Annotated in this window: 4 protein-coding genes; all 4 read left to right on the top strand. The window is 39.5% G+C overall.

Annotation, left to right across the window (positions count from 1 at the left end; genetic code table 11):
• Positions 1–320, top strand: a 320-nt coding sequence (locus IV54_RS00540; protein ID WP_057877461.1) for a hypothetical protein, incomplete at its 5' end; no start/stop codon positions are given.
• A gap of 31 nt (positions 321–351) precedes the next feature.
• Positions 352–951, top strand: a complete 600-nt coding sequence (locus IV54_RS00545) for a hypothetical protein (RefSeq protein ID WP_057877462.1) — start codon at positions 352–354, stop codon at positions 949–951.
• 333 nt (positions 952–1,284) lie between these two features.
• Positions 1,285–1,818, top strand: coding sequence for a hypothetical protein (locus IV54_RS00550; protein ID WP_057877463.1), 534 nt, complete (start codon positions 1,285–1,287; stop codon positions 1,816–1,818).
• Positions 1,819–1,944: 126 nt separating this feature from the next.
• On the top strand, positions 1,945–2,160 hold the full coding sequence (locus IV54_RS00555) for a hypothetical protein (RefSeq protein WP_157054317.1): 216 nt from the start codon (positions 1,945–1,947) through the stop codon (positions 2,158–2,160).
• Positions 2,161–2,368: the final 208 nt, after the last annotated feature.

The following is a 2,368-nucleotide window of genomic DNA, read 5'->3' on the forward strand; positions in this document are numbered from 1 at the left end:
TCTATACAATTCAGAAATCTTTTATGCATTTACACAAGATATTTTACGCTCTCGGTAATTATTCCGCTGAAGTCACGGTTTTATTTATTAAGTCGAAAGATACGTTGAAATTCACCCGTGATAATAAGGTCACTGAATACCAAGATGGCAAGAAGGGGGCCACGGGAACTTACAAGATTGATGGTAAGGACCTAAAGTTTAACCTCGACAGCACTACGATTAACGCCAAGTTGGCAGATGACCACAAGTCATTCAAGGTCTCATCCGGATCTGGTTCAGGTGCCTTCGCCGCTGGCTTAACATATACCCTTGAAGATTAGCTTCACATAAAAAATTTAAGAAGATGACATCATGACAAAAGAAGAAATTTTAACTTACTTATTCGCAAAACGTGATTTAACTGCCGGCGTTCAAGACGCTCGCCACAATGCCTATGAGGCCCAACAAGCCTTCGAGACTAAGACCAAGTCACTCAAACGACAAACAATTTGGATCGCTGTTGGGGGATTTTTCCTGACGCCCGTTGTGGTCGGTCTTGTTGCTGAGATTCTTGGGAATATCATTGGCGTAATTGGGATATTTGCCTGGTGGGGTGCTCTGATCTATGCCATTATTCTCTATTTCCAAAAAAAGAAAGCAGCCGCTCAAGTTGTTGAACAGGCCAATGAAAAGGTCTCCCAAGCCATGTCAGAACAAGCCTACATCGATGGTAAAGCCGACTTTCCTGACAAGTTTTATAGTTTCTGGACGATTGATCGGCTGATTCATTTGATTAATGAAAACCGTGCAACCTCGTTACAAGAAGCCTTTAACGTTGCCGAAACGCAGGACTTCCAGAACGATCAGCTATCTCTGCAACAAGAAAATCTTGCCGTTAGTCAATCAACGAATAAGATGTCCGCAATTTCTGCTGCGGCCAATGTCTTTACGGCACTCAACACCCGGAAGTAATTCTTTTAATTTAAGTCTAGACCCTTATCAGACTCTGAACGGCTACGACCTGTGGCTTATTTTCTGACGTCCAAGGCTCTAGGCTTTTATTTTAATCAACCACATACAGGAGAGGTCAATATGGATGCCCTAAAACAAGTTTCAAAGAAAACCTGGACCCGCGTTGGTTTCTCTGTCCTTATTGTGTGCCTAGTTTTCAAGTAGCTTGGCTCGTCTATGTTCTCCCCGTCGTTTGAAGCGTTAGGGGAGTGATTCAGATGCTTATTGGGGATAGCTCATAGTTGGTGTCCTGCTTTTAAAACCAGGCCGGTAAAAATCAAAGGAGTTTTTTTAATGAAAAAATTGAATCGTATTTTAATGACCACGATGGTGGCCTTCACCATGTTGGGTGGCACCATTGTGCCGAGCGTGACGGCATCTGCTGCTAAGAAGACCGGATACAGTCGAATTAGAAAGACTTCATTAGCACATGATAAATATAAGGTTAAAAATACAAAGGGCAAAACGTATAAGATGACTGGGAAGGCTAAAAATATTAAATTGAAGACTAATCATTACCTGAAGAATTATAAAAAGAACAAATGGATTCGAACGAAGAGTACATTAATTAAACATAAGGGTAATTGGATGCTTTATTATTATATGACACCAATGACTAAGAAAAAGCATGAGGGGGGCTGGGTTAAATTAACGGATATGAAACCAGTCAAAACTCATAAAGCAAGTAAATATGTCATGGCAGATTTTGACACGTGGTATCGGGGGTTAAGTACGAAACAACGCAATCAGTATTATCAACTTGTTCGAGATGGCGATAATACTGATGCCGAGCATGAACTGTCATCATACGCAGGTTGGTTACAATAAGCCATGTTCAGTTAAAACAAGTAAACTCGACTAACTTGTTTTAACTTCATATTTTAGCTACAACAGCTGTCCTACCTTCTAGGACTACAGCGGGTTTAAATCAAAGGAGTTTTTAAAATGAAAAAAATGAATCGGATTTTAGTGACTACTGCCATGTCCTTAACTATGATGGGTGGCACTGTGATGCCTAGTATTGTCGCTTCTGCTTCTGTTAAGACCGGATACAGTCGTACTTTTAAGACGCCACTGACACATGACAAATATAAGGTTAACAATAAAAATGGTCGTACTTTTAAGATGACTGGCAAGACTAAGAATATTAAATTGAAAACTAACCACTAATTTGAAGAATTATAAAAAGACCAAGTGGGTTCGAACCAATAGCACATTAATCAAACATAAGGGTAATTGGATGGTTTATTATTATATGAAACCAATTACAAAGAAGAAACATGCAGGTGGCTGGGTCAAATTAACAGATATGAAGCTTATCAAAACGAGAGCGTAAAATATCTTGTGTAAATGCATAAAAGATTTCTGAATTGTATAG

This window comes from Levilactobacillus paucivorans (assembly GCF_001437125.1).
Taxonomy (GTDB): Bacteria; Bacillota; Bacilli; order Lactobacillales; family Lactobacillaceae; genus Levilactobacillus; species Levilactobacillus paucivorans.